Annotated in this window: 27 protein-coding genes and 1 other RNA gene; 18 read left to right on the top strand and 10 right to left on the bottom strand. The window is 32.9% G+C overall.

Annotated elements, in window-relative coordinates; all coding sequences use genetic code 11:
- Together NJT12_RS19570 and NJT12_RS19565 are read right to left on the bottom strand one after the other, a co-directional pair.
- A partial coding sequence (locus tag NJT12_RS19570) for a vWA domain-containing protein (RefSeq protein ID WP_271337612.1) occupies positions 1–2288 on the bottom strand: 2288 nt, incomplete at its 3' end.
- Between the two features lie 37 nt (positions 2289–2325).
- A complete protein-coding gene (locus NJT12_RS19565) occupies positions 2326–2877 on the bottom strand; it encodes a hypothetical protein (protein WP_271337611.1) in 552 nt (183 codons plus the stop codon).
- A gap of 500 nt (positions 2878–3377) precedes the next feature.
- Between NJT12_RS19565 and NJT12_RS19560 the strand changes: the two genes are divergently transcribed.
- The 7 genes from NJT12_RS19560 to NJT12_RS19530 all read left to right on the top strand — a co-directional run bounded on the left by NJT12_RS19560 (position 3378) and on the right by NJT12_RS19530 (position 9861).
- A complete protein-coding gene (locus NJT12_RS19560; RefSeq protein WP_271337610.1) occupies positions 3378–3863 on the top strand; it encodes a SixA phosphatase family protein in 486 nt (161 codons plus the stop codon).
- A gap of 6 nt (positions 3864–3869) precedes the next feature.
- Complete coding sequence (gene ppk1 / locus NJT12_RS19555) at positions 3870–5945, top strand: polyphosphate kinase 1 (RefSeq protein WP_271337609.1); 2076 nt, start codon at positions 3870–3872, stop codon at positions 5943–5945.
- Between the two features lie 40 nt (positions 5946–5985).
- Complete coding sequence (locus NJT12_RS19550; protein WP_072964926.1) at positions 5986–6876, top strand: Ppx/GppA phosphatase family protein; 891 nt, start codon at positions 5986–5988, stop codon at positions 6874–6876.
- Between the two features lie 149 nt (positions 6877–7025).
- Entirely contained in the window at positions 7026–7607 is a 582-nt protein-coding gene (locus NJT12_RS19545) for a TMEM175 family protein (protein ID WP_271337607.1), read from the top strand.
- Positions 7608–7624: 17 nt separating this feature from the next.
- On the top strand, positions 7625–8185 hold the full coding sequence (locus tag NJT12_RS19540; RefSeq protein ID WP_271337606.1) for a Crp/Fnr family transcriptional regulator: 561 nt from the start codon (positions 7625–7627) through the stop codon (positions 8183–8185).
- A gap of 62 nt (positions 8186–8247) precedes the next feature.
- The gene (locus NJT12_RS19535) at positions 8248–9279 is read left to right on the top strand and encodes a saccharopine dehydrogenase family protein (protein ID WP_271337605.1); all 1032 of its coding nucleotides are present in this window, start codon (positions 8248–8250) and stop codon (positions 9277–9279) included.
- 3 nt (positions 9280–9282) lie between these two features.
- Positions 9283–9861: an NAD(P)H-dependent oxidoreductase gene (locus NJT12_RS19530; RefSeq protein WP_271337604.1), complete on the top strand. Its 579-nt coding sequence runs from the start codon at positions 9283–9285 to the stop codon at positions 9859–9861.
- A 73-nt stretch (positions 9862–9934) separates the two neighbouring features.
- On the opposite strand, the gene NJT12_RS19525 is transcribed toward NJT12_RS19530, so the two are convergent.
- Complete coding sequence (locus NJT12_RS19525; RefSeq protein WP_271337603.1) at positions 9935–10309, bottom strand: DNA polymerase III; 375 nt, start codon at positions 10307–10309, stop codon at positions 9935–9937.
- A gap of 52 nt (positions 10310–10361) precedes the next feature.
- On the opposite strand from NJT12_RS19525, the gene NJT12_RS19520 reads away from it, so the two are divergent.
- The gene (locus tag NJT12_RS19520) at positions 10362–10535 is read left to right on the top strand and encodes a hypothetical protein (protein WP_271337602.1); all 174 of its coding nucleotides are present in this window, start codon (positions 10362–10364) and stop codon (positions 10533–10535) included.
- Between the two features lie 28 nt (positions 10536–10563).
- Here NJT12_RS19520 and dnaX read toward each other — a convergent pair whose 3' ends face one another.
- Positions 10564–11649 carry a DNA polymerase III subunit gamma/tau gene (dnaX, locus tag NJT12_RS19515; RefSeq protein WP_271337601.1) on the bottom strand — a complete coding sequence of 362 codons (1086 nt, stop codon included), beginning with the start codon at positions 11647–11649 and terminating at the stop codon, positions 10564–10566.
- Positions 11650–11897: 248 nt separating this feature from the next.
- Between dnaX and NJT12_RS19510 the strand changes: the two genes are divergently transcribed.
- The 4 genes from NJT12_RS19510 to NJT12_RS19495 all read left to right on the top strand — a co-directional run bounded on the left by NJT12_RS19510 (position 11898) and on the right by NJT12_RS19495 (position 13811).
- Complete coding sequence (locus tag NJT12_RS19510; RefSeq protein WP_271337600.1) at positions 11898–12323, top strand: hypothetical protein; 426 nt, start codon at positions 11898–11900, stop codon at positions 12321–12323.
- 59 nt (positions 12324–12382) lie between these two features.
- The gene (locus NJT12_RS19505; protein ID WP_271337599.1) at positions 12383–12832 is read left to right on the top strand and encodes a nuclear transport factor 2 family protein; all 450 of its coding nucleotides are present in this window, start codon (positions 12383–12385) and stop codon (positions 12830–12832) included.
- 123 nt (positions 12833–12955) lie between these two features.
- The gene (locus NJT12_RS19500) at positions 12956–13432 is read left to right on the top strand and encodes a BON domain-containing protein (protein ID WP_271337598.1); all 477 of its coding nucleotides are present in this window, start codon (positions 12956–12958) and stop codon (positions 13430–13432) included.
- 7 nt (positions 13433–13439) lie between these two features.
- Positions 13440–13811 (top strand): LysM peptidoglycan-binding domain-containing protein, encoded by a 372-nt coding sequence (locus NJT12_RS19495; RefSeq protein ID WP_271337597.1) that lies wholly within the window; start codon positions 13440–13442, stop codon positions 13809–13811.
- A gap of 652 nt (positions 13812–14463) precedes the next feature.
- On the opposite strand, the gene NJT12_RS19490 is transcribed toward NJT12_RS19495, so the two are convergent.
- A complete protein-coding gene (locus tag NJT12_RS19490; RefSeq protein ID WP_271337596.1) occupies positions 14464–14757 on the bottom strand; it encodes an SH3 domain-containing protein in 294 nt (97 codons plus the stop codon).
- A 124-nt stretch (positions 14758–14881) separates the two neighbouring features.
- On the opposite strand from NJT12_RS19490, the gene rnpB reads away from it, so the two are divergent.
- Together rnpB and NJT12_RS19480 are read left to right on the top strand one after the other, a co-directional pair.
- Positions 14882–15199, top strand: an RNA gene (gene rnpB / locus NJT12_RS19485) — RNase P RNA component class A.
- A 234-nt stretch (positions 15200–15433) separates the two neighbouring features.
- On the top strand, positions 15434–16357 hold the full coding sequence (locus NJT12_RS19480) for a ketopantoate reductase family protein (protein WP_271337595.1): 924 nt from the start codon (positions 15434–15436) through the stop codon (positions 16355–16357).
- Positions 16358–16361: 4 nt separating this feature from the next.
- Here NJT12_RS19480 and NJT12_RS19475 read toward each other — a convergent pair whose 3' ends face one another.
- Positions 16362–16580, bottom strand: coding sequence for a hypothetical protein (locus NJT12_RS19475; protein ID WP_271337594.1), 219 nt, complete (start codon positions 16578–16580; stop codon positions 16362–16364).
- 203 nt (positions 16581–16783) lie between these two features.
- Between NJT12_RS19475 and NJT12_RS19470 the strand changes: the two genes are divergently transcribed.
- The gene (locus tag NJT12_RS19470) at positions 16784–17332 is read left to right on the top strand and encodes a DUF3575 domain-containing protein (protein WP_271337593.1); all 549 of its coding nucleotides are present in this window, start codon (positions 16784–16786) and stop codon (positions 17330–17332) included.
- Positions 17333–17365: 33 nt separating this feature from the next.
- Here the strand turns inward: NJT12_RS19470 and NJT12_RS19465 are convergent, their stop codons facing one another.
- Positions 17366–18055, bottom strand: a complete 690-nt coding sequence (locus tag NJT12_RS19465; RefSeq protein ID WP_271337592.1) for a response regulator transcription factor — start codon at positions 18053–18055, stop codon at positions 17366–17368.
- 12 nt (positions 18056–18067) lie between these two features.
- Positions 18068–19426 (bottom strand): sensor histidine kinase, encoded by a 1359-nt coding sequence (locus tag NJT12_RS19460; RefSeq protein WP_271337591.1) that lies wholly within the window; start codon positions 19424–19426, stop codon positions 18068–18070.
- A gap of 277 nt (positions 19427–19703) precedes the next feature.
- Here NJT12_RS19460 and NJT12_RS19455 point away from each other — a divergent pair, with 277 nt between their 5' ends.
- Complete coding sequence (locus tag NJT12_RS19455) at positions 19704–21818, top strand: outer membrane beta-barrel family protein (protein ID WP_271337590.1); 2115 nt, start codon at positions 19704–19706, stop codon at positions 21816–21818.
- Between the two features lie 282 nt (positions 21819–22100).
- On the opposite strand, the gene NJT12_RS19450 is transcribed toward NJT12_RS19455, so the two are convergent.
- Positions 22101–22703: an RsmD family RNA methyltransferase gene (locus NJT12_RS19450; RefSeq protein ID WP_271337589.1), complete on the bottom strand. Its 603-nt coding sequence runs from the start codon at positions 22701–22703 to the stop codon at positions 22101–22103.
- Complete coding sequence (locus tag NJT12_RS19445; protein ID WP_271337588.1) at positions 22700–23521, bottom strand: DUF3822 family protein; 822 nt, start codon at positions 23519–23521, stop codon at positions 22700–22702. The genes NJT12_RS19450 and NJT12_RS19445 overlap by 4 nt, the downstream gene beginning before the upstream one ends.
- Positions 23522–23851: 330 nt before the next feature.
- On the opposite strand from NJT12_RS19445, the gene NJT12_RS19440 reads away from it, so the two are divergent.
- Complete coding sequence (locus NJT12_RS19440) at positions 23852–25276, top strand: ATP-dependent DNA helicase (protein ID WP_271337587.1); 1425 nt, start codon at positions 23852–23854, stop codon at positions 25274–25276.
- A gap of 89 nt (positions 25277–25365) precedes the next feature.
- Positions 25366–26196 carry a 4,5-DOPA-extradiol-dioxygenase gene (gene ygiD / locus NJT12_RS19435; protein ID WP_271337586.1) on the top strand — a complete coding sequence of 277 codons (831 nt, stop codon included), beginning with the start codon at positions 25366–25368 and terminating at the stop codon, positions 26194–26196.
- Positions 26197–26284: the final 88 nt, after the last annotated feature.

Genomic DNA, 26284 nt, shown 5'->3' with positions numbered 1-26284 from the left:
TTATCAGTTGCTACAGGATTCAGAGCCTGAGCTGTTGTTAATCCTGTCGCATCACTACATTGTAAGGTAGTGTTCAAAGCCGTTGCAGCAGTTGTCCATGTTGGAGCTGTAGTATCCTGAATGGTGATTACCTGAGTAAATATTGCAGAAGTATTCAAACACACATCTTTGGCAATCCATGTATTGGTATAGGTTCCTGCATTGGCACAAGTAGTAGAAGCTACAAAAGTTCCTGTTGTTTTAGTTAAGGTAACTGTTGAGCAATTATCAGTTGCTACAGGATTCAGAGCCTGAGCTGTTGTTAATCCTGTCGCATCACTACATTGTAAGGTAGTGTTCAAAGCCGTTGCAGCAGTTGTCCATGTTGGAGCTGTATTATCCTGAATGGTGATTACCTGAGTAAATACTGTAGAAGTATTCAAACACACATCTTTGGCAATCCATGTATTGGTATACGTTCCTGCATTGGCACAAGTTCCTGCTACAAAAGTTCCTGTAGTTTTAGTATAAGTTACCGTTCCATTACAATTATCAGTTGCAATCGGCGCTTGGTTTTGTGCTGTTGTCAATCCGGCAGCATCACTACATTGCAGAGTTTTGTTAAGGGTTGTTGGAGCACTTGTCCATATTGGAGCTGTAGTATCTTGAATTGTAATAGTTTGCACCGCAGTAATGTCACCACAACCTGCCGAAACTTTAAAAGTTCGTGTTACTACTATCGGGCATGTGCCTGATACAGTGTCAGAATAGGATATGGTATAGGTGCCAATTGAAGCACTGTTTGGTAATGTTCCTCCTGCGGTTGTCAATTGAGCTAAAGTTATTGAAGTATTTGCCGTACTGTACACCAGTCCAGTAATTGCTGCAGTGCCACATCCAGCTATAGTAACATTTGCAGGTGCAGTGAGTGTCGCCGCAGGACTAATTGTAACAGTTGATCCAATCGAAGTTAATTCACAATTTGTAGCACCATTTTTTACTTTTACAGTATAAATCCCACTAGTCGTTGCAGTTAGTGTTGCAGCTGTTTGTCCGGCTATAACACTATTGTCTTTGTACCATACGTAAGTTGGTGAAGTTGCGTTTGTAGTAGCTGTTAAAGTAGTTGATCCACATGCTGTTAAAGTTCCTGTAATTACCGGTGCACAAGGTACAAAATAACTCGGACTACTGATAGCTTTTGAATCACTGGTGCAAGATGAATTTTGATAATTCAAAGTCGATGTACTTACAGTTTGATTTCCGCAGGCAGTTCCGGTTGGAGTTAATTCATAATTTAATGTAATCGTTTCTGAATTCAAAAAATCAGTATTCCATGTAATAACCTGACCGGATAAAGAAGCTGTTCCTTTAGTTGTAGTAATTGATCCTATGGTAAATCCCGGAATAATTGTTTCTTTCGTAATCAAACTTTGGGCCACCCATGATATTTGTGTTGCAATCTGATTGTAAATCGAAGTTAAGTTTGCTCCGGTTTGTGTAACGTAAGAAGCACTTCCTTGTATGCCGTCTAATGTGAATTTTGCAATATTTTGCTCGCTGTTATTTGTATTTACATTTCCGTTTAAACCTCCAAGAAGACCAACAGAAAATACCTGATTGTTATAAACGACATTTGATTTTGTAGTTGTTTTAGCACTTGTCCCGGCAGCAATAGCGTCAGTAACACATTGAGATGTTTTACTCGTGTTACAAGTTGTATTTCCGTTTGCACCTGTTGCATTAGTTACTCCATCTGTCAGTAAGATAATAGCTCTTGCGGTGCTGCAATCAAATCGGCCATTAGTGTCTAATTCCGTTTTAGATCTTACAATTCCTGCATAGATATTGGTTGAGTTGGTAGCCTTTAAAGCATTAATCTCATTCGTTATTGCTGTTACACCTGCAGCATCCAAATAAGTAAGTCCTATTTTTAAACTAGCAGTAGTAGTGTATGCAACAATTGCAATTCGGTTTTGAGGATTTGCTTTTGCCTGAGTAAGAAATGCTATTGCAGCATCTTTTGCATAATCCATAGAAGTTTTAAGACTTCCCGGAATAGTAAAAGCCATACTACCGGAAATGTCAATAGCTAGAATTACATCCGAATTTCGGGTAACTGGATTTGAACCCGTTATATCTATTTTTACATTTACGATCCCGCAATTAGTGGTATTTGCAGTAACGGTTTTATTGGTCGTTATTGTTTGAGCAAAGCCAATAAAAGAGGAAAGAAGGAAAAATACAATACAATGTATTTTTTGTGTGTCTCGTAAATAATTGCTGAAAGAGAGTAATAGTTTTTCCATGTTAAATTATTTTAAGGTCTTACTTGGTATATTTTGATTAATCATTAGCAGGGTTAATGATGTAAGTGTGTAAAACTGTATTGAAAGAATAATCCGCACAGTTTGTTGAAGTTGCAGTAACTTGATTGCAAGACCATTTTTGTAGTGTAGTGCCAGAAGGCAATGTTATGTGTATATAAAAATTGATAGATTGCCCCGCATTTAATGTGATTTCGCTAAGAGAATTTCTTTCAGAATCTATAAAATCAGTATTGATTATTACGTTGTTTGCTGTAGAAGTCCCGTCAGTATTAGCACAGGAAGCGTTGATGTTTTTACTACTAAAAACAAAAGTATCAGTAGAAGAGCTGTTGTTGGTGAGTACCATTGAGTAGTAAGTTCCGTCAGGCGGAGTACTTCTGATATTTCCATCATTTTCAACAACCAGTGTGCCGTTGCACGAACCAGATTGAGCAAGTGAAATGCTGGAGATTAAACAAAAGAGTATTGCAAATAGGTTTTTTTGAAAAATGTTATTTTTAAAAGAAAAAATAAACTTACAATTATGAACAAATTTCAATGCTTTTTCTAAAGTAGTTTTGGTTCTCATAGCTTAGTATTTTGGTTTATGATGTTTATCAAATTTTAACAGAATCAAAGTTATATACAGTGATTAATTTTGATTTTTTTTGTCCATAACTAACCTAAAAACTCGTTTAAGTGTAGAATTTTTGTTATAGAAAGCCAAAAAAAGCATTTTTATTTGTCATTTTTAACAAATAAAAAACCGTTGTATTTTTATTTTTTCGACTAAAAATCTAAAATATGAAACGGTTTAAATGATTAATAATCAACTATTTAGTTAAAATTTTACAAATTTGTATAATATCGACTAAGTGTTTATTTTAATAGATGAAGAACACTTGTCGTAAAAACAGCCCAATTTTAGAGTGATTGATTTTATCATTTTTAAAGATTGTTTATTCTTGTTAAAATTTGTATTAAATGTTAACAGAAATAAAAAAACGAGAGGGATTGATATTTCTTTTGTAAATTAGAAGTTCAATAAAAAAAGATTAACCTCCTAAGAGGTTTCTAAACCTGTCGCTTATGAAAAATTTAATTTTAATACGTCATGCTAAATCAAGTTGGGAAGCACCTCTTAAAGATTTTGATAGACCTTTAATGAAAAAAGGAATATTAGATGCACATGAAGTTTCATCGAATATTTCAAATTTCCTTCCTAAAACATATATAATGTGGAGTAGTACTGCCGCCCGGGCATCAGAAACCGCATTAATTTTTGCACAAAACATTTCGTATCCTATAGAAAGTATAGTTTATAAGGATGATCTTTATACTTTTGACGATAAACAATTGGAAAAGATTATCAAATCATGTGATAATAGTTTCGAAAGCGTTATTCTTTTCGGACATAACGAGGCTATTACAAATTTTGTTAATAAATTTGGGGATGTTTTTATCGAAAATGTTCCTACTTCTGGCTTTGTATCATTGCAATTTGATGCAGAAAGTTGGAATACTATAAATAAAGGTAAAACCCATAAAACAATTTTCCCCAAAGATTTAAAATAAAGAATAGTGTACGAACAGAAATATATCGATAGAGAAAAAAGCTGGTTAGCGTTTAATGCAAGAGTCCTTCAGGAAGCAGCAGACAACACCGTTCCGCTTTTAGACAGACTGCGTTTTGTTGGAATTTTTTCTAATAATTTAGATGAATTTTTTAGAGTCCGTTACGCTGCAATTCGAAGATTGAGCCTTTCCGGAATTTCTGGCGAAAAATACTTAGGAGGAGTTTCTGCCCATCAGTTAATTAAAGATATTACCGAAATTGTAATCCAGCAGCAATCAGAAAGTTTACGTATTCTGGGTAATATTGAAGCAGAGTTAGAAGCCGAAAATATCTTTATTATAAACGAGGATCAAATTACCGAAGATCAGAAAATCTTTCTTAAAGACTTTTTTGCTCAAAAATTAAGTCCCGAACTCGTTACGATTATCTTAAATGATTTAGCCGAATTTCCTATTCTAAAAGATACTTTGGGTTATTTGGCAGTTCGTTTAGAGATGAATACAAATGATGAAGTTCGTTATGCAGTTATCGAAATTCCAAAAACGATAAATAGGTTTGTCGTTCTTCCATCGCATGATGATAAACATTATGTCATTTTAATTGACGATGTGATACGTTATAATCTAAAAAATATATTTAATATTTTCGATTATAAAAGTGTTTCAGCACACATGATCAAAATTACCCGTGACGCTCAGTTAGACATTGATAGTGATTTGAGTAAAAGTATGCTCGAAAAAATTGCAACATCAGTAAAAGACAGGCGAATAGGAGAACCGGTACGTTTTATTTACGATAATTTAATCGAAAAAGATACACTGCATTTCTTTTTGGATAAAATGAAAATTGTGGAAACAGATAGTATTATTCCTGGCGGAAGATATCATAATCGTCGTGATTATATGAGCTTTCCAAACCTTGGGAGATACGATTTACTTTATAAACCAAACGAACCATTACCAATTCCGGGTTTAAGCCTGGGAGGAAGTATTCTCGAAAAAATCAGCAAAAAAGATTATTTATTACACGCACCATATCAGTCCTTTTCATACTTAACGAAGTTTCTACGTGAAGCAGCACTTGATCCTAAAGTAATGAGTATAAAAATCACTTTATACCGTTTAGCAAAGAATTCGCAAATCATTAGTTCGTTGATTAATGCAGCAAAAAACGGTAAAAAAGTAACCGTTCAAATTGAACTTCAGGCACGTTTTGATGAAGCATCTAATATCTCGTATGCAGAACAAATGCAAACCGAAGGTATTGATCTTATTTTTGGAATAAAAGGCTTAAAAGTACACAGTAAAATATGTGTCATAGAAAGAATTGAAGAAGGAAAAGCACGTCGATACGGATTTATTTCAACAGGAAATTTTAACGAATCGACAGCGAAAATTTATACAGACGTAACACTATTTACTTGTCATCAGGGAATTTTGAAGGATATTTCTAAAATCTTCGAATTTTTTGATATCAATTACAGAGTACACAGATACAAACATTTAATTGTATCGCCACATTATACACGAACAAAATTTATTAAACTAATAGATCGTGAAATTTTACATGCACTGGCCGGAAGAAAAACGCATATAAAGCTTAAAATGAATAGTTTGTCAGATTTTAAAATGATCGACAAATTATACGAAGCCAGTAATGCAGGAGTGAAAATTCAGCTTCAGGTAAGAGGAATTTGTTCGTTAATACCTGGAATACCGGGAATGAGCGAAAATATTGAAGCCATAAGTATTGTTGATAATTACCTCGAACATTCCAGAGTTTATATTTTTGGAAATGCCGGTTTGACCGAAGTATATATTTCGTCAGCTGATTTTATGACACGAAACCTTGATGGAAGAGTCGAAGTAACCTGCCCAATTTATGATCTAGAAATAAAAAAAGAATTAATAGATAATTTTAATATTGCCTGGAAAGGAAATGTTAAAGTAAGATATCATTCCTATAAATTAGATAACAAATACAAACCGCGAAATCATCATGCCCCATTTAGAGCTCAATTTGAAACCTATAAATATTATCAAAATAAAGTTTCAGTGTTAGAAGCAATTTCGCAGAAATAAAGTAATAAAATAAAGAATAATTTTCAAATCATAAGTGAGCATGATTAATATAAAGAAACTTGCAGCAATAGATATTGGTTCAAATGCCATGAGGCTTCTCATATCGAATGTTGTAGAACAAGAAGGCAAAGAACCTCAATTTAATAAGAGTTCGCTTGTTCGTGTGCCAATTCGTTTGGGACAAGATGCCTTTACAGTAGGAGAAATTTCAGAAGAAAATATAGATCGAATGGTAGATGCAATGAAAGCATTTAATCTTTTGATGAAAGTACATAAAGTAGAGCGTTATATGGCATTTGCCACTTCGGCAATGCGTGAAGCTTATAATGCCAAAGAAGTGGTGGCTTTGATTAAGAAGAAAGCCGACATAAAAATCGAAATTATCGATGGTAAAAAAGAAGCTGCTATTATTGCTTCGACTGATTTACATCATTTATTAAAAACAGACGAAACCTATCTTTTTGTAGATGTTGGCGGCGGAAGTACAGAGTTTACTTTGTTTTCTGACGGTAAGTTGATTAATTCCAGATCATTTAAAGCCGGAACAGTTCGTTTGCTAAATAATATGGTACATGATGTAGTTTGGGATGAAATCGAAAAATGGATTAAAACCAATACGGCAGATTATGAAGAAGTAACATTGATTGGTTCCGGCGGAAACATCAATAAATTATTCAAAATGTCAGGAAAGCAGCAAGAAAAGCCGCTTTCGTATATTTATATCAATTCGCAATATGCTTTTTTAAATTCATTGACTTACGAACAGAGGATTGCAGAGTTGGGATTAAATTCAGATCGTGCCGACGTTATTATCCATGCAACAAGAATTTATCTCAATGCAATGAAATGGAGCGGTGCACGCCAAATTTACGTTCCAAAAATTGGACTTTCTGACGGAATCGTAAAAGCAATGTATTACGGTAAAATTTAATTTTTAAGATATAAAAGAAAGAATTTTTTGCCACAAATTTCACGAACTAGCAGGAATTAATATTTCATCATTAAGAATAAAAAATTCGCGAAAATTTGTGAAATTCGTGGCGATTTTTTTTAATATTTGCTCAGAAAAAAATATAATAAATGAACAAAACAAGACTCGAAGCTTTTAGTGATGGTGTTTTAGCTATTATCATAACGATTATGATTTTGGAAATTAAAGTGCCTCAAGGACATGAATTTGCCGATTTAAAACCGCTTATAGCTAAGTTTCTAAGTTACATTTTAAGTTTTGTTTATGTTGGAATTTACTGGAACAATCACCATTATCTAATTCACGGAATGACTAAAATAAATGGTAAAATCCTTTGGGCTAATTTGCATTTATTGTTTTGGTTATCCTTAATTCCCCTTGCAACAGGCTGGATGGGAGAACATAATTTTGCAAAAGCCTCGATGACTTTGTATGGGGTTATATTGTTTTTGTCTTCAGTTGCTTATTTTATTTTACAACGGATTATAATCGTTAATGAAGGAGAAAATTCAGTATTGGCAAAAGCGATTGGCAGAGATTTAAAAGGTTATGTATCTTCTGTTTTGTATATTTTAGGAATCGTGTTTTCCTTTTATAGCGAATGGGTTTCAGGTGCTGCTTATTTCATAGTAGCATTGTTATGGCTTATTCCCGATAAAAGAATTGAAAAGGTTTTTGCTTCTAAAAATTAATCTATTCTGAATATATAATGAAATCAGTTTTTCAGTCCATTCAACATTTATCGCAAAACGAATTAGATCTTTTAGATGATTTAATTACTTTCCGACAACTTAAAAAAGGAGAATTATTATCAAAAGAAAATCAGGTTTGTAATGAAATCTTTTTTATCAAAAAAGGGATTTTGCGTTCGTATTTTTTCAACCATCAGGGAGATGAAATCACAAATTGTTTTGCTTTCGAAAATGAATTTATGGCTTCATTCTCCAGTTTCATAACACAAAATGTAGCCGAAGAAAACATTCAGGCTTTAGCTGATACGGAGTTACAGGTTATAAGCCGTGAAAGTCTGGGGAAACTTTATAAATTAGGTATTCATTGGCAGGGAATTGGGAGAAAGCTAACTGAAATGGAATATGTAGCTCTTCAAAAAAGAATGATTTCTTTTCAGAAATTATCCGGGACACAACGTTATGAAGAACTTTATAAGAACCATCAAAAATATCTTCAGCTCATTCCATTGCAATATTTAGCTTCGTATTTAGGCGTTACGCCAAGGCATTTAAGCAGAATCCGTAAAGCGATTTTATAGGACATTTGTCCGGTTATCAAAAGAGATCTCATTATTATTTTTGCTGAAAACAATATATAATAATGAGAAAAAATATTTTAGTAATTGGAGGAACCGGTTTAGTAGGTAAAGTCATATTGCGAATTCTTCAGACAAGAAATCCTGACTTTAACCTGTTTGTTGGAAGTCGTAAATTAGGAAAGACCAACAATGATTTGCTTATTGATGTTAACAATCCGGCAACTTTTGATTGTATTACAGATAATAAAATAGACCTGATTGTATTGTGTACAAAAGATGGTAACAATGAGATTTTAGAGTTTGCAATAAAAAGCAAATTAGATTATATCGATATTACAAAACCCACTCCGGATTTGACTCTTGCTTATAATTTAGCTAAAGCAAACAGACAGAAAATAAATAGCCGAATTGTTTTTAGCTCTGGTTGGATGGGAGGTATTGTAGGCAGTTTGATTGATTTTACAGAGCCGGAGAAGCATAAAATTCAGGAGGCAAATATTTATATTTATTATTCTGTAAAAGATCTGGCAGGGAAAAGTTCAGCTAATTTTTTAGCCGAAAATGTATGTAAACCATTCGTTGTTTATAAAAATAACAAACCACAAAATGTCAAACATTTTTTAGATTCCGAAAAATTTAACTTCACATTCGGAATTGGAAAACGTCAGGTGTATAACCTCGATGTTCCGGATTTATTTATTTTAAACCAGATAGAAAAAATAGCAACTGTTTCAGTTAAAATGACCTATAATTCTAAGTTTGTAACCAGTTTAATGGGCTATTTTCAATCTCTTAAGATTTTTAATATCATGTTTTTAAGAGAAAGGCAATTGCTTTTTGGCTCAAGCGGAAATGGCGATCAAACCATTTTTGAAGTAGTCATTAAAACTTTGGATAAAATAAAAAGAGTTAGCTTGCAAAGTAGTAAAGGCCAAGCCGAATTGACTGCTTTTTCTACAGTTTTACATGTCGAAAAGATGTTGAGTAAAACTTTATCGGATGGGATTTACTTTAGCCATCAAATGCATTCGTCGCAAGAAATTTATGAAGCCTTAAATAGTTATAGTACCATTAATCTTAAAATAAGCGAATAAGACATGAAAAAAATACTGATTATAAACGGACATCCAAATCCATCAAGCTTTAATTTTGCGTTAACTGATAGTTATAAAAAAGGAGCAATTCAGTCTAAAGCTCAGATAGAAACCATAACTATATCTGAATTGCAATTTAATCCGAATCTACAATTTGGTTATCAAAAACGAACAGAATTAGAACCGGATTTGTTAGATGCGTGGGAGAAAATTAAGAGAGCGGATCATTTAGTGTGGATTCATCCTGTTTGGTGGGGAGGTTTGCCTGCAATTACTAAAGGATTTATAGATAGGTTGTTTTTACCCGGAATGGCATTTCAATACCGCGAAAATTCTGTTTGGTGGGACAAATTGCTAAAGGGCAAAACAGCTCATATTATTACAACATTAGATCAGCCAGGCTGGTATTACAGATTGTTTTTTGGCAGGCCAAGTGTCAATCAATTGAAAAAATCTACTCTGGAATTCTGTGGATTAAAACCTGTGAAGGTTACTTATATTGGTGTTATAAAAATGGCTGATGAAACACAAAGAGCAAAATGGCTCAAAAAAGTTTTTGATTTAGGACTGAGTAATAAGTAAAATTAATAAATATGCCATTGATTGTTGTACTTACTTTGCTAGTTAAATATCGATCAGGCAGTTGTAAAAAAGATTAAGTAGTTAAATCCAATCCAAATGTAGAGCGTAAAAGGTCAAGATTTGGATTGATTTCTATCAAACGATTGTATCGATCCTGATCATTTAAACTTCTTTTACTTTCAATAGCTTCATTAACATTAATTTGAATTGTAATGTTATGATTGTGCAAATGTCCTTTCAAATGTCCTAAAAGACCATTAATCTGGCTTTCGAAATCCAGTTTAGAACCTTCATTTGGTAATTCAAGAGTAATGTTTGTTCCATCCAGAGTTGGGTCGTTAATTAATAATAACGCCTCCATGATTTTAAAACCTTTGTCACCCAGACGTTGTGCATATTTGTTCCATTCTACTAACATTTCAGTCTCTGTAAAGTCTTCTGTTGGCATTACAGAAGTTGGTTTTACATAAGCTCTGGTGCTGGCTTCGAGTTCTTTTTTCTTGCGAATACTGGATAATGAAAAAGCAGAAATTTTAGGTTCGCTGCTTACTTCAGGTTTTGGTGTTTCTGCTTTGGGAGCTTCAACAACTTCCTTATTTTTTGCAGTTTCAACTTCTGGTGCAGTTGTATTTGCAGTTTCAACTTTTGGAGTCTTAACTTCAACTATAGAATAACCGCCATTCTTATAATAAGTAGGAGGAATTATGAATTGCTCAACTTTTTTTTTTCTCCATCAAAGCTGATAGAGGCCAATTGCATCAAACATAATTCGACCAAAAGACGTTGATTCTGACTTAATTTATATTTTAAATCGCAGTCATTTGCAATTTCTATTCCCTTCAATAAAAATTCCTGAGAGCATTTCTGTGCCTGAACATTGTACATTTGTTGCGCCTGTTCACCCACTTCAAGCAAAGCGATTGTAGCAGGAGTTTTGCTGACCAATAAATCTCTGAAATGCGAAGCCAGACCGGCAATAAAATGATGCCCGTCAAAACCTTTTGCAAGAATATCATTGTACGCCAATAAAAGATCCGGAATTTTATTTTCTAAAAGTAAATCGGTAATAGTAATGTACGTTTCATAATCTAAAACGTTCAGGTTTTCGGTTACTGCCTGACGCGTTAAGTTCGTGCCACAGTACGAAACCACACGGTCAAAAATTGATAAAGCATCACGCATTGCGCCATCAGCCTTTTGAGCAATAATGTGCAAAGCATCGTCTTCAAAATTGATTCCCTGACTTTTCGCAACTTCTGCTAAATGTTCTTTAGCATCTTTTACAGTAATTCTTTTGAAATCAAATATCTGGCAACGAGATAAAATCGTTGGAATAATCTTGTGTTTCTCTGTTGTAGCTAAAATAAAAATAGCATGTTTTGGCGGTTCTTCCAATGTTTTCAAAAACGCATTAAAAGCTGCCGAAGACAACATATGAACCTCGTCAATAATATAGACTTTATATTGTCCGGTTTGTGGCGGGATTCGAACCTGATCAATCAGACTTCGAATATCATCTACCGAGTTGTTTGAAGCCGCATCTAACTCAAAAACATTAAAAGCAAAATCTTCGTTAGGATCATCATATCCGGGCTGATTTATCTTACGGGCCAAAATACGTGCGCAAGTCGTTTTACCAACTCCACGTGGTCCTGTAAATAAAAGGGCAGAAGCAAGGTGATTGCTGTCAATAGCATTCAGCAAAGTATTGGTAATAGCTTTCTGGCCTACAACATCCTTAAACGTTTGTGGGCGATACTTACGGGCCGATACTACAAATTGTTCCATATTCTTTTTATTCGATAGCAAATATAGGCTGAAAATTGCCAATTCACAAATCTGAAATTCATAAATATTAGAAGGAATTTTGAGTAGTTTGAATATGAGAAAGTAAGAGATCCAATGAGATAAAATTAAATGCCTTTGGAATAAAAAAACAAGTATTTTTATAAAAAATATAAACAGAACTATTTTAATTTATGAACCAGTATAACTTTAAAAATAATATTTTAAATCTAAAGGTTAAAAGATCGCCATTGACAGTTAGAATTGTAATGTTCTTTTTCGCTTTTGCATTTTTTGTTTTTCCTGTATTTGGAGCTATAGTCGGAATGTTGATGGGAAGCGGATTGCAATTCGGTTACTTTATTGGCATTGGCTTATTTTCGTTAATGGGATTTTATCTGCTTAGGGTTTCATTATGGAATACTTATGGAGAAGAAAATATTGAAATATTGGCTAACAAAGTTGTTTATGAAGCAAACTACGGATGGTTTAAAGACGGTAAAAAAGAATTAGTAATTTCAGCTCCAACTTATTCTTTTAAATCAGTTGGTTATGAAGAAGATAATGAAGGCGTTTTAGTTATTAGTTCTGAAAATGCTCAAATAGAATCAGTAGTAAAAATGTCAATACACGAGATTGAAGCATTGTTGTTTATTTTAGAACCAGCTGTTGTATAATAAATAGTGACTAAAAATAGTAGTTAATTTGAGATTTCCATTTATAAACCCCGCATGATATGAAAATATACCTTTTACTAACCACAATTGTATTCTCTTCTCTCCAGCTTCAGGCACAAACTGCTCAAGATACTATTGACATCAAACGTGTGGCATTGGCATACATTGAAGCGCAGCATACACCAAATCCTAAATTGATGGAAAGTGCTTTACATCCCCGATTGGTAAAAAGATCGGTTTTTAGAAGTAAAGCTGCTCAAAAAGATTTTATCTCAGAATACTTTGCAGAAAACATGGTTATTCTTGCTGAGACTTATAATGCAAAAGGGGACAAGTTTCCTAAAAAACCAAGAAAAGAAGTGAAGCTGTTAGATATTTCTGCAAGAACGGCTTCAGTAAAATTATTGGCTGATGCGTGGATAGATTATATGCACATTGTAAAAACTAACGGGGAGTGGAAAATAATAAATGTCCTTTGGCAATACAATGATGTAACGCAGCACGAGTAAGTTTTAATTGAAACGATGAAATTAAGAAACTGTAAAAAATATAAATTTTATAATATTATTATGTAAAATCTTGATAATTAATTTATTAACTTTAGATGTTTAATTAATTAAAAAATATCTAATATGAAAATTAAATCTATTTTACTAGGATTGAGCCTTGCTCTTGCACTAGTGGCTTGTGGTCCTAAAGATGCGGATATTCAAAAAGAAATTTCTGCAAAACTGAGCGCTCTGCCAGGAGTTGAAGTTACTGTAAAAGATGGTGTTGCTACTATTTCAGGTATTTGTAAAGATGATGCTTTCAAGCAAAATGCAGAAAGTATTATTAAAGGAATTAAAGGAGTTAAATCTGTAGTGAATAATTGCGAAATTGCTGCACCGGAAACTGTTGCGCCTGCTCCTGTAGAGATTAATCCTGATAGCGTTTTAAACACTTCGGTAAATGAAGTAGTGAAAACGTACAACGGTGTTAGTGCTACCGTAAAAGACGGAGTTGTAACTCTTACAGGGAATATCAAAAAAGACCAATTGCCTAATTTGATTAAAAGTGTGCAGGAATTGAAACCTAAAAAAGTAGAAAACAAGTTAACTATTAAATAATTAAGTTATGAGTTTACAAGATAAATACAAAGAGTTAACGGATTTGGCGACTAATTTAGGGATAGCTAATTTGCAGGTAAGAGAACAAGATAATGTTTTGTATATTGATGGTACAGCAAAATCTGCAGATGACAAAGAAAAAATCTGGAGTGCCTACGGAAAAATAGATCCTGATTTTAGAGCAGCTGATGCAGTTATAAATATCACTGTTGCCGAAGGAAAAACTACTGATTACACAGTTGTCAGCGGTGATTCATTATCTAAAATAGGGAAAGAACATGGTGTTTCCTGGGAAGCGATTTTTGAAGCGAATAGAGATATTATTAAAAATCCGAGCCTGATTCAGCCGGGTTGGAAAATAAAAATACCAACAGCATAATTATTTATGAGCTGTTATTGAAAGTCCGTCTTATGATGGACTTTTTTTATGGCTTATTGTTGAGAGATAGCACGCGGATGGTACGGATTCGCTATTGCGAAAACGCTGATTTATACGGATTTTTTATGCTCATTTTTTCATTCGATTTCTATTATAAAGCCTAATCTTTTTTTTAGGAGCTAATTCCCGCTATCCGTTCCAATCTTTTGTGTCCGCCGCGGCGGACACAAAAGGATTTCCACTTCTATCGGGGCTGGGACAATCATTTTCATAATAATATTTTCGTCTATTTGTCATCCTGACGCAGGAAAGATCACAAGAAGCTCGACAAAGATTGCGGAATTACTAGTGTGATCCTTCCTGGGTCAGGATGACAAGATTGTGGTTACTTTATTTTGAACAATTAAAAAAGAATAAAATCCATTTTTAATCCGCGTTTTCGCAATAGCGAACACATGTCATCCGCATGCTATGACAAAGATTATGGAATTACTTTGTCAGGTTATGAGTGTGATCCTTCGTTCAGGATAACAAAATAGACCAAAATATTATTATGAATTCTAAAGCCATAGCCCTGATCGTAGCGACATCCTTTTGCTTGCTCCTTTAGCAAGTAAAAGATATAGCGTACAGCGGGAACAGCTCCTGAAAATTACCTTCCCTTTATACTTAAATCGCTTAAAAACTTAGCAGTTTCCTGATCTGAGTCCGCAGAGAAACCTGATACGTAAACTCCTTTTTTGCCTGATGTTGATTTAATTCCGTATACAACTGCCTCATCGCCCGGGTCTGAATTTCCCTCGTATCGATACACATGAACAATTTCAAATTTTTCAGGATTTTTTTTTATCATATCTGAGTTTAAATTAAAATCAAACGTAAATCCTTTTTCATTCAATTGATCTAAAGCTTTTGAAACAGTTGCGTAGTGATACATTCTAATCATGATAATTGAATTTTAAAATTATGGATTTTAAAGATAACTAATTTAAAATTAAATTGTTATGAAATTAAGTCAAAAAACTAAAATTTAAAATCATTATTGTTAGTGTATAAATACCTATTTTTGCGCCGCAGACCGCCTTATCGTCGTCCTGATTTATTAGGAGGGAGGAAAGTCCGGACACCAAAGAGAAGCATAGCGGGTAATACCCGTCGGCGTTAGAAATGGCGCAAGGACAAGTGCAACAGAAAGTATGTACAGGTAATGCTGTAGTGAAACCAGGTAAACTCTATGCGGTGAAATACCAAGTATATCAGCATTTAAGGGCTTCTCGTCCGTTGTTGAAGGGTAGGTAGCTTGAGTCCCGTAGTAATGCGGGATCTAGATAAATGATAAGGCTCTGATTTATCAGAGACAGAATCCGGCTTATAGGTCTGCATTTTTTTTATATTTGTGAAACGCTCTAATCTATTTTCATGAATAACCCATCAAAACTCTATTTGTGAATGTATTGCTTTGTGTGATGGCACGCCGATGAAACGGATTCTCTTTCGCGAAAACGCTGATTGAACTGATTCTCTCACATAGTACTCTCATTTTTTTGATTTCGACCGGAGAAAGAAATCACAGTTGCAATTCGATAAAGATTGGCAATGAAAAACTATTTTAATAATTGATTATGAAAACAAGAATCGGAATTTTAGGACTCGGTGGAGTTGGTGGTTATTTTGGCGGACTTTTAGCCAAAGAATATTATAAATCTGATGATGTCGAAGTAATTTTTATTGCACGCGGTGAAACCCAAAAAGCAATTGCCGAAAATGGCTTGAAAATTATTACTGATGATTCTGAGACAATTGTTTATCCAAAAATGGTTTCGAACAATCCGAACGAAATTGGTGTGTTAGATTATTTGATCTGCGCTACCAAAACCTATGATATTGAGGAAAGTTTGCTTTCATTGCAGCAATGTATTTCTCCAAAAACTATAATTCTTCCGTTATATAATGGTGTTGATGCACCGGAACGTATTCAGAAATTATTTCCTGACAATGAGGTTTTGCAAGGTTGTGTTTATATTATTTCAATGATTTTTTCACCCGGAACAATTCGGAAAATTGGTTTTTATGAAAAGTTATTTTTTGGCTCAAAAACAGCTTCAGTTTCTAAACTAAATCAGCTTCAAAGTATTTTTCATAAAGCTAATATTGAAAGTTATCTGGTTGATAATATCGAAGAGACCGTTTGGGAGAAATTTATTTTTATTTCGGCTCTGGCTACGGTGACTTCTTATTTGAATCAGAATATTGGCGAAATTTTAGATAATCCGGATTCAAAAGCATTATATGTAGAATTACTAAAGGAAATCGAATCTGTTACTAAAGCAAAAGGTTTAAAATTACCTGACGATATTGTAAATCAGACTATCATAAAACTAGAGAAATCGCCTAAAGAAGCGACTTCATCTATGCATAGAGATTATTTAGCAGGTAATAAAATAGAAGCAAATTCGCTTACAAAATTTGTAGTGAACGAAGCTGCAAAATATGGCGTTAAAACTCCTCTATATGAAAAAATAAGTAATGTATTATTCTTGTCTTAGAAGTCTATGCTTCATCTTTTGTAGCGCGAACTAAGCTAATCCCGGACATGAAAAATACAATACCAAGTATACCGTAAATAATTAATGATTTAATGTCTCGTGTTTCGCCTGAAGTACCTGCGAATATAACAGCAGTGTAAATCAAACCAACTATTCCGAGGATCGTAAGTAACCCACCGAAAAATCTTTTTAGGTTCATGATGTTTGGATTTAAATGTTTCATTACAAATGTATTACGCGGTTTGTGAATAACGTTATATAATTGATTCTAAAACTTATATCATTTACAGTCTCGAATTCTAAATCTTAATAACCTTTGATTGACCTATAATTATCGAAACATTTTTGTTGTAAGAAAATATTTTGTTTTTAATTTGTTTGTATTGTTTTAATCTTATTTTTGATGCAACTTAATTAAAACCAAATATGAAAAAAAATTACCTGTTTTTATTTTTATCGATTCTTTTTATTAATGCTGTTCAAGCACAGGATGAAGCAGCAATTGCTGTTGAGAAACATCAATTCAAGATTAATATGTTATTGCCGGGCTTTGCTTACGAATACGGTTTTGATTCGAAAAACACCTTATATTCTGAGTTGAGCATAGGAGCGGGATATAGTTATAATGGTTTTTACGATGAGTCTAATTTTTATATTTTCCCAATGATTAATGAGCAATTTCGTCATTATTATAATTTAGAAAAAAGAGCGCAAAAAGGAAAAAGAACTGCTCGTAATTCCGGAAATTATTTAGCGCTTAATGCGTTGTATAATTTTAAGTCGATTTCCAGCAACGAAAAATACAGAGAGTTAGATCCGTCTTTTACAATTGCGGTTCTTTGGGGATTGCAGCGTACTTATAAAGGCAGGTTTAATCTTGATTTTAATATAGGTCCCGGAATTAATTTTGATAAATATGATACTGAATTCTCTCCGGTCGCAAACTTTACTTTAGGTTGGGTTATTGGAAAATAATTCCTCAATAAGATTTTAGAAAACCTTGATTTGTCAAGGTTTTTCTATTTTAAATTCCAATCCAATATTTCGAGTGCTTTCAATTTTTATTTTTGGATCTGAATTAAAATATTTTCTAAGTCTGCTGACAAAAACGTCCATACTGCGTCCTGAGAAATAATCATCTTTTTTCCAGACAGACATTAAAATGTGGTCCCTCTTTAATAACTGATTGTGGTTCAGATATAAATACTCAATAAGAGAAGCTTCCATTTCTGTGAGTTTCTGAACATGATTTTTATTACTTAAAGTTAATCTTTGATTATCAAATATATAAGACCCAATTTCAATTATATTCTCTCCATTAAGACTTCTCTTTTGTTCGATTCTCTTTAGAATATTCTGCAAGCGCAGAACAAGTTCGTCAACTTCAAAAGGTTTTATGATATAGTCGTCTGCACCCAGTTTTAATCCAATGATTTTGTCTTCTTGTAACTTTCTTGCGGTTAGAAAAATAAATGGAATCTCAGGATTGATTGTAATTATTTTTTCGGCCAGTGAAAATCCGTCCAATTTTGGCATCATGACATCAAAGATGCAAATATCAAAAGATTGGTTTTTGAAATAGTCCAAAGCTATTTCTCCATTTTCTGCCCAGACAACTTCAAATTGATGCAATTCTAAATACTTTTTTAGAATCCCGGCAAAATCAAAATCATCTTCAGCTAAAAGTAATTTTTTCAAAATAATGTAATATTAAACTTTTAATAAAATAGTAAATTGGGTTCCTTTTCCTAAATCGCTCACAACGCTAACAGTGCCCTGATGCGCTTTTATAATTTGAGCAACATAATACAAGCCTAAACCTAGGCCTTTTGTATTGTGAAGATTTCCTTGTGCTACGCGATAAAATTTTTCAAATAAAAGTGATTGTTTGTTCTTTTCAATTCCAATTCCGTCATCTTCAATACTAATCGAAAATTGATTTTGAACTAGTCGTGTTTTTATCGTAATCTTATTTGATCCATATTTTACAGCATTTTCCAGAACATTTAAAAAAGCAGTTGTCAGATGAAATTTATCTAAAACTAAAATGGTTTTCTGTGTTTGAAAATCAGTTTGAAGGTCGATTTTTGGATATGTAATCTTAAAATCATTCACGATTGTTAACAGAAAATCTTCCGTTTCTATTTTTTCTTTTTGCAATTCGATTCCACTTTCTGCCAATGAATTTGCCATAACCTGATCGATTAAATTTTGTAAACGATTGTTCTGGCGTGAAATCGTATTTATGATAGCATTAAAATTTTCGTCATTATCCCGAATATCTTTTCGTTCTAATATCTTGGTCGAAATACCTAAAGTAGTCAAAGGTGTTTTAAGTTCGTGGGTAATATTATTAATGAAATCTGTTTTGATATCGTTTACTTTTTTCTGCTTTATTAATGCTTTTATCGCAATGATAAAGAGTGTTATTATCGTTACTATCGACAGTAGTGACAAAATCAAAACAAACGTCATTCGTCTTAAAATAATCATTTCCCAGTCGATTACAGAAACATACATAGAATCTTCAGTCAAAAGCTTGTATTCCTGATTCTGGTAGGTTCCGTTTGTAGTGCCAACGTAATTACGAATGAGAAAAGCATGATTTAAAGAGGCGAGATTTCCGTAGAGTTTATTTTTGATAAAAGGTTTTTCAGAGAAAATGGTGTCCGCTTTTTTAGCATTTTGGTACAGTACAAATTTGTTCAGGACAATAGCGAAATCTATTTTTATGTTGGGTAAATCCCTTTGAAATTTACGTTGGATTTTCTGCGTTAAAACATCGTTATATTCATTGTCAAGAATGTAAGATTTGACTTCAGGTCTTGTGTTTTTTCCCTGAAGATAATTTTCAGATAATTGTTTGTAAAGTGCCTCTTTTTTAGAAACTATAACTGAATCAATATCACTGTAATCATTAGAAATCTTCGCAATTTCATTCTTAATTTCAGTATGAAACTGCGCCACTTTATAATCATAAGTCGTTTTTACTAAATAGCATTGTACCGCAGATAAAACAATCAAAGCGACGACAGAAAAGGCTATTAATAAATTGATTCTTTGTTTCATTAGTTGTTATGTTATGGCGCGCGGATGACACGGATCAAACTGGTTTACATGGATTTCTATTATGGGTAATGCAGATTAAAATTTTTGGAGGTTTTACAAAATATGAAAACCTGTTTTTAACCTGTTTAAACCGCAAAATTCGTGGGCTATTTCCAATTCAAAAATAATGCTTTTATCATATAATAAATGCATTAACTCCGCATTAACCTTCAATTAACCTACAGAACCTTTTTTTAGAAGCACTTTTGCGGGATTCGAACTTTAAATCAAATCAAAAATGAATCTGTTTTTGCCCTTTAAACTTTTTCTGATTCTGCTCTTTTTCTTGCTTTCCTTAATAGGAAATGCCCAATCTAAAACTCCAAAAGACAGTATTTCAAATGATCTTAATGAAGTTGTTGTCAGTAAGAGTCAAAAGACTTTTACCAATACCAACGGAAATATAAAAGTAGATGTTGCTAATTCTATTTATAGCTCAATCCCCAATACAGTAGATTTATTGTCAAAATTACCAACCATTCAGGTAAGTTCAGACAAAGAAAGTATTTCAGTTATTGGTCGTGGAAATCCTCTAATCTATATCGACAATCAAAGGGTTGGGATGAATGATTTACATGCTTTGGCTGTAGCCGATATTAAAACGATCGAAATCATTCAGAATCCATCTTCTAAATACGAAGCCGAAGGACGTTCTGTAATTTTGATTACTAGAAAATTTAGTAAAAAAGATAGTTTTAGGACCGAAGTTTCTGAGGTTGCTTCCTTTAGGAAAAAGTACAATAACTATCTTGGATTTAATACCAGTTTTAAAAAGAATAAAATCGAATGGAAAGCCAATTTCAATTACAATCAGTTGCAGCCCTGGGAAAATCATAGTATAGATTATCAAATTCCTGATGCTGACATTGCTTCAAAATATGATGTGACAGCCTACTCAAAAAAAAGACAATTTGTTTTTGGCGGCAGTTTATTTTATAAAATTAATGAAGATGATTATTTTTCGTTTAGTGTGAATAGTAGATTACAAAAAGACCTTTTTCCGATCAATACCATTACAGATAATAAAAATAAAAATATAGAAAATAACGTTGTGACTTATAGTGATAATGACAGCAAAAAAAAATTTGTGAATTCATTTTTGAATTATAATAAAAAAATAAAAGCAATAGATACGCAGGTTTTTGCTGGTTTGCAATATTCGAATTTTGATCAGGGATTATGGAGCCAGGTTGAAAATAATTATAATAATACTCAATTTGAATTGGCACAACTTCGGGATCAGAAATTTAATGTCAATGTGTTTTCAGGAAGAATAGATGTAGAAAAGAAGTTTAAAAACGAAATGAAATTTGAAATAGGAGGATTGTATGCAGCAGCAGATTCAAAATCTGATTCAGATATATTTGATTATGAAAACAGTAAAAGTGAAATTAACCATTATGATTTTAAGGAACAAAATTTAGCCGGTTATAGTCAGCTTTCCGGAAAGATTAAAAAAGTAGATTTCTCAGTAGGATTTAGAGTTGAAAATACCAACGTAGACGGAAAATTCAAGACAGACCAACTGCCTTTAATAAATAAAAATTACACCAATTTTTTCCCTAAAGCACAATTTTCAGTTGCTATCGACAGTACAAAAAATATTAGTGTAAATTATGCCAAAAGTATTTCAAGACCCAATTATTCATCTTTAAGTCAGGGCACAACATACATAAATCCGTATTTTTTATACGCTAGAAATATCAATTTGGATCCAACAATTGTCAACGAAATTTCTTCGACATTTCAGTACCATAATAAATCAGTTAAATTCACATATTATCAAAATACAAATCCGGTTTATAATAGTTTCTTCTTTGATACGGAGCTGAATATAATGACTTTTAAAGATGAAAATTTTGACAGGGAATCTGCTTTTGTTCTCGATTTCGAATTGCCTTTTACTTATAAATTCTGGACCATAACAAATTCTTTAGTTTTTGTTTCAGAGAAGATCGAAGATGCTTCGGCGGTATTTTTATCTTCAAAACCATATGCGTATTATTACTCAAACAACGAATTTAAACTTCCAAAAGGATATACGGCAATTCTTGCTTTGAGAGGAGTTACAAAACAAAACAAAGGTGTTTTTGAAAGGAATGCGAGAGCAATGGTAGATATGGCAGTTTCGAAAACATTCTTTAAAAATTGGAATTGCAGTCTGAATTTTAATAATGTATTTAAAAAGATAGATGAAGAAGAGGTCTTTACAATTAATAACATCAATTCAAAAGCAAGATATTTGGTGGATGAACATGAGATCTCAATTTCGATCAGGTATTCTTTTGGAAAAGTAAAGGAAACTGAATTTAAAGGAAAAAGAATGGAGGAGAATTCCGAAAGAGTAAATTAGAAAGAGAAAAAACAGCAAGTCTAATTATTTTTAACACATAGAAAACATAGATTTGCTGTGTAGGAAAAAGGCATTTCACTTATTTAAAAAGCACAAAGTGACTGTGTGAGAGAAATGTATTTCTTTTTGTTTTCTTATTACGAATAGAGCGCTATATTTCTATGTGCTAATTTTTTTTTCGAATTATAATAACATTTGCTGAAATATTGTCTCCCTGAGCGAAGTCGAAATCTTTGAAGAATCACGATTTCGCTCTATTTGACCTAATATATTACACAAAGATTAACCTTCGTCGTCTTCTGTAGCTTTATTTAATTTTATAGTCAGTTCTTCCTCATCATCAGTTGAATTTAATTCGAAGAAACTAAAAAATGAACCGCCGTAATTTTTCTGAAAAGAGAAATTGCTCAAATGTTCCATTTTGGTGTATTTAGAATGTTCGATAATCATCATTCCGTCTTCGTTTAGTAATTCTCTTTCGAAAACTGTTAGAACAATTTTTTCAAACGCATTCTGATCTAATCCATAAGGAGGATCAGCAAAAATAATGTCGTAAGAAGTTTTACAATTGTCAAGAAATTTATATACATCACTTTTAGTTGCAGCGATGTCAAAATCATATTCTGATGAAACTTGTTTGATAAATTTTACGCATCCAAAATCCCCGTCTACTGATGTAATTGGAGCGCTTCCGCGTGAAGCGAACTCAAAACTTATGTTTCCTGTTCCGGCAAATAAATCCAAAACCTTTAAGCCTTCAAAACTAAAATGATTGTTCAAAACATTAAATAATGCTTCTTTACTCATGTCAGTCGTTGGTCTTACAGGAAGGTTTTTTGGCGGAAAAATGCGGCGTCCTTTGTATTTTCCTGAAATGATTCTCATGATTGAAATAAAATATAATGTTTTTGATTTTGTGCAGTTGAAAAGCTATTTTTTTGTTGTAATGTACTTACATCCAGAAATGAAACATGACGAATGTATTTGTATGCAATCTCATAAAACGCATCGTTTTGATGTATTGTACCTAATAATTCAAGCTGAAAGCTTTCCGGATTTAAACTCAATTGCTCCGCTGTGAAAAGCAAGTAATAAAGAAAATCTTCCGGAGTCTGATATTCGAAAGAATTAAATAATAATAGTTTTTGATTCTGAACCACGATAACTTCAAAATGATTTGGATTGAAATTCACTACCATTTTTTTCTCGTCGTTGTTTTTTGAACTCTCCAGAATTTTTTCGACCAAAATACTGTTGACATGTTTGTAGTCAAATGAACCCACAGTATCTATTAAAAAATTATTGATATTGATGTACGGAATGTAAACGGAGTTCATTTCGTAGTTTGAAATTTTATCAAAAGTAAAAAAATCAGTCTCGAAAACTTTTGTATTGTACTGTAAATAACTCCCTAAGAAATTTTCATCAAATAAAGCACTTGGTACAAAAGTCGAAAGATTGTTGCTGTGAATTACCAGAATTTCGTCGTATGTCTCTTTTAATTCAGAATGATTTTTAAATGCAGCACTGTATAATTCTTCAATTTTTGATGTTTTTTGAGAAGTATCAAAATTGATTTCATTAAATGCTGTAATAGTATTATTTAAAGTATCAAAACAACAAAATGAAAATCCATTCAATGAAACCTGAATAGAAAGCTTTTTATAATTTTTGGAAGTGATATTAGTATTTTGCAATGACATATTGATTTACAATTCGTTACCTGTTTTACAAGAAAGAATTTAAGGCGATTACAAACTTACAAATTAAAAAGGAACAATTACAAATGCAATTTCGAAAAACAATTTTAAAGCAAAGTTAGCAACATGTTATTTTTGTGTTTTTTCTGAACCATACAAGTGATATAAGTTCTTATTACTTTATTATGCTAAATTCATTTGCTGCATTTTTTTTTTGTTTGTATTAAAGTAAACGCTAAGCTTCAATTAACTTATATTACTTATATGGTTTAAATTTTTTTGACCTTGACATTGCCATTAAAAAAGCCGAACTTTGCATTTCAAATTACCCTTATGAATTCATCACTTTTTTACAGCCTTTTACAGAGAAAATTTCCTTTTGCACCAACTTACAAACAGGACATATTTTTTCAAAAAATCGCTATTTTCCTAACAGATACACATAACGATACGATTTTCGTATTAAAAGGATACGCAGGAACTGGAAAAACAACTGTGATTTCGACAATCGTAAATAATTTGGGTGATATCAATAAAAAGTTTGTCCTGTTGGCACCAACAGGTCGTGCAGCAAAAGTAATCGCCAATTATTCTAATACGCCTGCTTTTACAATTCATAAAAAAATATATTTTCCTAAAAAATCAGCTGGTGGAGGCGTGGCTTTTACCAAGCAATTAAACAAACATAAAAACACCATTTTTATCGTCGATGAAGCTTCGATGATATCAGACAGCAACTCAGATTCGAAATTGTACGACAACGGATCACTTCTCGATGATTTGATATCGTATGTTTATTCCGGAACGAACTGCAAAATGATTCTTTTGGGAGATACCGCTCAGTTGCCACCGGTGAATTTAGATATTAGTCCGGCACTGGATGTTCAGACTCTTGGGATTCATTATGATAAAGAAATCGAACATATCGAATTGGATGAAGTAATGCGTCAGGAAGAAAGTTCCGGTATCTTATTTAATGCGACTGAATTGCGCGAATTGCTGAAAGATAGTTTTATTACAGAGTTTAAATTTAATGTGAAAAAATTCAAAGATATCGTTCGTCTTACGGATGGTTATGATATTCAGGATGCTATAAATTCTGCTTACAGCAATTATAGTATCGAAGACACGGCTTTTATCGTGCGTTCGAATAAACGTGCAAACCAATATAATGAACAAATCAGAACCCGAATTTTATTTAAGGAAAGCGAACTTTCAGTAGGCGATTTTTTGATGGTAGTAAAGAATAATTATTTCTGGCTAAAAGAAACTGACGAAGCCGGATTTATTGCCAACGGAGATATTATTGAAGTTTTGGAATTATTTGGAATCACCGAATTGTATGGATTTAATTTTGCGAAAGTAAAAATAAGAATGGTCGATTATCCGGATCAGAAACCTTTTGAAACGGTATTGTTATTAGATACCATAAAAAGTGAATCTCCCTCATTAACTTACGAAGAATCGAATCGTTTGTATGAAGAAGTGATGAAAGATTATGAAAGTGAGACTACAAAATATAAGAAATTTCAAAAGGTAAAAGAGAACGAATATTTCAATGGTTTGCAAGTGAAATTCTCTTACGCTATTACGTGTCACAAATCGCAAGGTGGACAATGGAATACGGTTTTTATAGAACAACCTTACTTGCCAAACGGAATCGATCGCGATTACATCAGATGGCTTTATACTGCTATGACACGTGCCAAAAATAAATTATATTTGATAGGATTTAAAGACGAGAGTTTTGAAGAATAAAACACTAATTTCACGAATTAGCACGAATTAATTTTTTTAGATTTAGCATTAGTGAAAATCTGTGAAATTCGTGTTTATAATTATTTACAATGACAACACTAAACGATTTACATTCGATATCATCTGCGTTTTCGAATACAGATAAAATGCCGGTTTTGTTTTTAGGGCACGGCAGCCCAATGAATGCTATTGAAGAAAATCAGTTTGTGGCCGGTTTTCGTAATCTGGCTAAAACATTACCGCAACCCAATGCAATTTTATGTATTTCAGCACATTGGTTTACGAACGGAACCAAAGTAACTTCGATGCAAATGCCAAGAACGATTCATGATTTTGGCGGTTTTCCGCAAGCACTTTTTGATGTACAATATCCTGCAAAAGGAAGTCCTGAACTGGCAGCAGAAACAAAGAAAATATTAGAACCCGTAAATGTAGATTTAGACGAACATTGGGGTTTAGATCATGGTGCCTGGAGCGTAATCAAACATTTATATCCTGAAGCAAATGTGCCGGTAATTCAGTTGAGTATTGATTATACAAAGTCAGGTCAGTATCATTTTGAGTTGGCTCAGAAATTACAATCACTGCGCCATAAAGGAGTTTTGATTATCGGAAGTGGGAATATCGTTCACAACCTCCGTTTGGTTGATTTCAGAAATTTTGATAAAGACAATTATGGTTTCGATTGGGCAATTGAAGCTCGTGAAACGATCAATAATTATTTATTAGATGGAAATTTCCAGCCTTTAATTGACTTCGAAAGAATGAATAAGGCAACTCAATTGGCGATTCCAACTCCGGAGCATTATTTGCCTTTGTTGTACACTTTAGGTCTGAAAGAAGAATCTGAAGAACTCGACTTATTCAACGACAAATTATTAGCAGGTTCATTGAGTATGACGTCGGTAAAAATTATGTAATACAACTCTGCGAATCTCCGTGAAACCTTTGCGACTCTCCGTGGTAGAATTATTATACAAAGTGGCACGAAGGTTTCACTGAGATACA

Source organism: Flavobacterium azizsancarii, from assembly GCF_027980145.1.
Classification (GTDB): Bacteria; Bacteroidota; Bacteroidia; order Flavobacteriales; family Flavobacteriaceae; genus Flavobacterium; species Flavobacterium azizsancarii.
Note: the sequence above shows the minus strand (reverse complement) of the source record. Positions and strands in the feature narration are given on the sequence as shown.